Source organism: Pararhodospirillum oryzae (assembly GCF_007992075.1).
Taxonomy (GTDB): Bacteria; Pseudomonadota; Alphaproteobacteria; order Rhodospirillales; family Rhodospirillaceae; genus Pararhodospirillum; species Pararhodospirillum oryzae.
On record NZ_BJZO01000143.1, the window covers coordinates 1 to 4789 of the forward strand.

The following is a 4789-nucleotide window of genomic DNA, read 5'->3' on the forward strand; positions in this document are numbered from 1 at the left end:
GGGGAAGGGGAAGCGGGGGAAGGGGAGGCGGGGGAAGGGGAAGCGGGGGAAGGCGAGGCGGGGGCGGGCCCGGCGTGGGTGAACGCGGTCAGACGGCGCACTTCCACCGGCTGGTCGGGCATGCTCAGGTCGCGGCGCACCACGTAGCCGACCTGTGGGGCGTAATACGAAACGGCCCGCAACCCGTCGGAGCGCCGGCAACCCACTTGGTAGGTGTCGAAATGCCCGGCGGGGACATCCAGGGCCACCATGCCGTCAACCCCGCACGACCACGTGAACGACTGGGTGTACGGGGGCGTCGCCAAGCCCACGGCCTCGGTGAACCGGCCATCGGCCCCGGCCTGAAGCGGGAACAAGGCGGTGTTCTGGTGCAAAATGCGCGCGAGTTCCTGCCCGCCGGGGGTGGCGTGGTGCAAGCTGGGCAGCAGGGGGTCGTTGGTGGTGGTGCGTCGCGCTCCCAGGCTGGAACGCCATTCAACCCGGCCGCGTTCGTCCACCGCCAGGACCGTCCAGACCTCGGGGGGGTTGTCGAAGGTGAAGCTGTCGCCGACCTGGTAGCTGGGCAGGGATGCCGGGTCCAAGGTGGCAAGAGGGGTGCCCACCGGCGTGGGCGCGGGGGGCGAGGCTTCGGGCGGTGGAAGGGGGGCTTCGCTGGCACACGCGGCCACGCCGGCCAGAGCGGCCACGGCCGCCAGTTTTCCCAGCCCGTTCACGCCCGTGCCGTGCCTGCCCAAGGCGGATCCTGGTTTCATGAGACCTCCCGTCCGGCCGGCGGAACCGCCTTGTCGCGCGGCGCGGCCGGTGCCCTATCGGGGGGTGAGGATGGAGGACGGCGGTAAAAAACGGGTTAGCGGGGCGCGCCCGCGCGGGGCGACCCGGACATCAGCGTTCCAGGATCTCGCGCTGGGTGGGACACGACAGATCCTCGCGCAGCAGCTCCCAGCGCCGGGCCTCGACCGGATCGCGCGCGGCGATCATGTTGGCGCGGGCCTTTTCGCAGGTTTCCCAACGCCGATCCGCATCCGAGGGGCGCGCGCCCACCGCGTCTTGCAAGGCGTAGGTGGCGCTCAGGTACGAGCATCCCCCCAGCAGCGGGGCCAGCAGGAGCAGGGGGGCCAGGCGGCCCCGCGTGGGATTAGCCAAACAGCGCATCGATGTCGGCCTGGCTGAGGGCCGCGCTTTCCAGCTGCGGGCCGTCGACAAGGGCGTCGGTGGTGTGCACCACGACGTCGGTCTGGGGCAGCGGGAGGTCGGCGAATGCTGAAACGCCCCAGGTTTCGATGATTTTCTTGATACGGTCCTCGATGAATTCCAGGGTCTTGACCACGCGGTAAATGCGCTGTCCGGTAATATCCTGGAAGTTACAGGCTTCGATGATGGTAAAAACTTCGGTTGCGATGTTATTGATTAGCGGCGACAGCATTTCGTCGTCGCCGATCAGGCTGAACACCTTGTCGCAATTGATGTTGATGCGTTCCGACGCGTCCAGGATCCGGTGGGTGGCGCGCTCGGTGGCGCCGACAATGGCATCAAGCTCGAACGTGGCGCGCTGGACCCGGTCCTCGTCGGCCATGGGGTGCTTGATCTCGGCGATTTCCCGCTTGGCCATGGCCAGCGAGCGAATCATGCCGGCGATCTCGATGCGCAGGAGCTGGGATTCGTCGGGGTCAATGGTGGGGCGCGGCGCGTCGGACTCGCCATTTTTTTCGGATTTGAGGGCCGCCAGTTCGCGGCGCAGCTCCTTGACCTCGATCAGGAGTTGCCCGATAAGGCCCGAGTCGGGGCCCCCATTGCCGGTGGGCACGTTTGGTTCGGCGCTTGGGGCGGGCAGCGCCAGCCCCAGTTCCTGGGCCGCGGCCTGACGCTGCATGGTCCGTTCAATGGCAAACACACGACGAGGACGTTGGACGGCCATGCTGAATCTTCCCTACGACAACCGGGTGTACAAGGGTGAACGCGTGCCCGGCGAGGACGTCGGAGCGCCGTTACCGCCATAGCATCGCCGATGAGATACTCAAAGGCAAGACTGGCCGATGCACAAACCGAAAAGAAGCGTGACAAACAGGCGCGGTGGCAGAAAGAAGTCAGTTCAAAACCGGCGAGGCCCGGACAAACCGGTCTCTTGGCTTCTTCTGGTCTCTCTCCAGTTTCGGGCCGTTCTCCCGCGTGCTCGATCCGGTTGGCCCCCTGGTTCCGCCGCCGGCTCAGGACGCGGGAGCGTCCGATCCGTCCGCGTGGGGCAGGGGGGGCGTCGGCGTTTCAAGGTAGGTTGTCGCGTCGGGCCCCGTTTGCAAGCGTCCTCCTCGCAGGCGGCCGTCCAGGGCATCGGCCAGAAGACGGAAATCCTCGACCGCCCGGTTGCCCGGGGCATGCCGGCGAATCGGAACCCCCAGCCCGAAGGCCTCGGCCAGGCGCACCGAGCCATGGATGCCTTCGAGCAGCAGGCCCGGCCCGAACATGCGCTCCACGGCGTCCATGATCTCCCGGTGCATGCGCAGCCGCAGATCGATCATCACCGGCAGCAAGGCCAAGGTGCGCAGGTCTTGTTCGTATCCCGTGGCCACGTCGTGAAACACGCGCGCAAGCTGGCGGATTCCCAGCAGCGCCAGGGGCTGGGGCATGAAGGGCACGACCACGGCGTGGGCGGCGATCAGGGCCCCGGTGAGCAGGACATCCCGAGTCGGGGGGGTGTCAAGGATCACCCAGTCGCACTCGGGCGCGTCGGGCCCGCGCAGGAAGGCGCGCAGCACCCCGGGATCGCGCGACGCCGTGCCATAATCGAACAGGGGATCGGCGGGGATCAGCCGCAGGTTCTCCACCATGGTCGGCCGCGCCAGGGTCTCGGGCCGGGCACGCGGCCCGTCGCGAAACAGGGCATGCACGGTGCGGGCCGGATCGGGGCGCCGGCGCAGCCCCACCCCCAGGCCGGCGTGGCCTTGGGTATCCAGGTCGATCAAAACGGTGCGCTGGCCCCGCATGGCCCATTCGACCGCCAGGTTGACCGCGGTCGTTGTCTTGCCCGATCCCCCCTTGCGGTTGGCGATGGCAACGACGAGAGGACAGGGAGGAGGCGCGGTCATGGGGCACGGGGGGCCGGGAGTCCCTCCAGGCGCAAAAGCTGGTCAACGGAGGCGGCGATGTCGTCGGCCTCGGGAAAGCGGGTCTTGAGGTCCAGCAGCACCGGCGCCAGGCCGGGGGGCCGCAGGCCGGCGGGCCGCGACTGGGCCAGGCTGTCGAGGGCGGCCATGCACACGCCAGGATGCGATTCGCGGCGCAGCATGTCCAAGGACCACGACGGCGCGTCGGGATTGGGCAGCGTGCGCGCGATGGTGACGCCGATCATGCGCAAGGCGGGGTCGTCGTCGGTCAGCAGGGCCCGGACCACCGGCTCGGAGCGTCCCCCCAGGGCCCGCAGGATGTCGGTGCCCACGATGCGCACCGCCGGCTTGGGCGCGCGCAGCAGGGGGACCACGCCCATGACCACCGCGTCCGATCCAATGCTGACCAGGGCGCTTTCCAGGGTGCCAAACACCTTGGGGTCGGTTTCCACGCGCAGGCGGGCGACCAGCAGGGGGACGCTGTCGGGGAAGTCCACGGCGGCCCGGGCGGCGGCGCACCGTCCTTCCGTCAACGGATCCCACAATCCGCCGGCCACGGCCGCCAGGTCGGAAAAAGCCCCAGGGGCCAAGGGATCCGTTTTCATCAACGCCATGCCCAACCCTGTGCGGTCCACGAAACAAAAGCGGGGCTTCCCGCGCCCTTTCCTTGCTTCATTCCCCCCTGGCGACGCCTGACGCCCCGCCTTCCAGCCCGACGACGGGCCCTGTTTCAACCCGGCCGGCGCCCCCTCGCGGCCCGGGCCCGCGTTTTGGGCCGTGCCTTCGGGGGCGGCGGGTGATCCGGCCGGCTGCCCGACGCGGGCGCATCCTGTCACGTTTCGGGGGCCGGCGCCAAAAAAGGAGGGTGCCTTGGGGCCGTCCCGGTCTCGATCCGCTTGCCCCGGCCCTTGGGACGGCGCGGGGAACACGATCCGGGCTTCAGGGTATCACCCGTTCGCCGGGCGGTTTCAAGGGGCCTTGTGGCCGCCTGGTGCCTTTCCCGGGGTGTGCCGCGCGAATGGGTTTGACTTCGGGGTCTGGGACTGGAACAACTCGAAGGTCCGTCGCGACCGGCCCGGGAATGCCCCGGGGCGGCCGGTCTCCCCCCGGCGGCGCACGTGTGTGGTTTAACCGGAAACCCGGCTTGCCGGGACCAGAGCCATTTTGACAATCAGGGGGATTTCAATGGCCAACGTAACCTTTTCCTCGCCCATCATGCCCAAGGATGTCACCGTCTACGCGGTGGCGGGCGACAAGGGCACCTTGCTGGCTCTGGCTCGCAAGAACGATATTCCCATCCCATGCCAGTGCCAGGATGGGCAGTGCGGTTCGTGCCTCGTCAAGGTCACGCCGCTTGATGGATCCAGCCTCAAGGGCCAGGCCCTGACCGAACATGAAAAGGTCACGCTGTCGGTCAATGGCAAGCTGAGCAAGGAGCTCCTCGCCAAGGCCGAGGTCGAGGATATTCCGCCGCCCTACCGCCTGGCGTGCCAGTACTGGGTCCAGGACAGCAACATCCTGGTCGAGTTCTCGGGAGAACCGGGCGTCGAAATCGATTTGCGGCGCTGATCTCCTCATGATGGCTTGAACCGGGGGGCACGGCCGGCGCGCCGGGCCCCCCGGCCTTTCCCCAGGGTAATCGGGTGAACCGATTACCCTGGAGTTTTTTCGATGCCCTCAAGTGCCGGGCG

5 protein-coding genes and 1 pseudogene are annotated in these 4789 nt (G+C 68.2%); 1 reads left to right on the plus strand and 5 read right to left on the minus strand.

The window, feature by feature from the left end:
• The 5 genes and pseudogenes from ROR02_RS16995 to ROR02_RS15925 form a co-directional block, all read right to left on the minus strand.
• Window positions 1–752, minus strand: a pseudogene (locus ROR02_RS16995) (hypothetical protein); the annotation flags it as partial.
• Window positions 753–882: 130 nt separating this feature from the next.
• Window positions 883–1152 carry a hypothetical protein gene (locus tag ROR02_RS15910; RefSeq protein ID WP_170245157.1) on the minus strand — a complete coding sequence of 90 codons (270 nt, stop codon included), beginning with the start codon at window positions 1150–1152 and terminating at the stop codon, window positions 883–885.
• Window positions 1136–1915, minus strand: coding sequence for a hypothetical protein (locus ROR02_RS15915; protein ID WP_147165031.1), 780 nt, complete (start codon window positions 1913–1915; stop codon window positions 1136–1138). Before ROR02_RS15915 ends, ROR02_RS15910 begins: the two co-directional genes overlap by 17 nt.
• A 289-nt stretch (window positions 1916–2204) precedes the next feature.
• Window positions 2205–3080: a ParA family protein gene (locus ROR02_RS15920; RefSeq protein WP_147165032.1), complete on the minus strand. Its 876-nt coding sequence runs from the start codon at window positions 3078–3080 to the stop codon at window positions 2205–2207.
• Complete coding sequence (locus tag ROR02_RS15925) at window positions 3077–3712, minus strand: HEAT repeat domain-containing protein (RefSeq protein WP_147165033.1); 636 nt, start codon at window positions 3710–3712, stop codon at window positions 3077–3079. The genes ROR02_RS15920 and ROR02_RS15925 overlap by 4 nt, the downstream gene beginning before the upstream one ends.
• Before the next feature lie 571 nt (window positions 3713–4283).
• Here ROR02_RS15925 and ROR02_RS15930 point away from each other — a divergent pair.
• Window positions 4284–4667 (plus strand): 2Fe-2S iron-sulfur cluster-binding protein, encoded by a 384-nt coding sequence (locus ROR02_RS15930; RefSeq protein WP_147165034.1) that lies wholly within the window; start codon window positions 4284–4286, stop codon window positions 4665–4667.
• The last annotated feature ends 122 nt before the right edge of the window (window positions 4668–4789 follow it).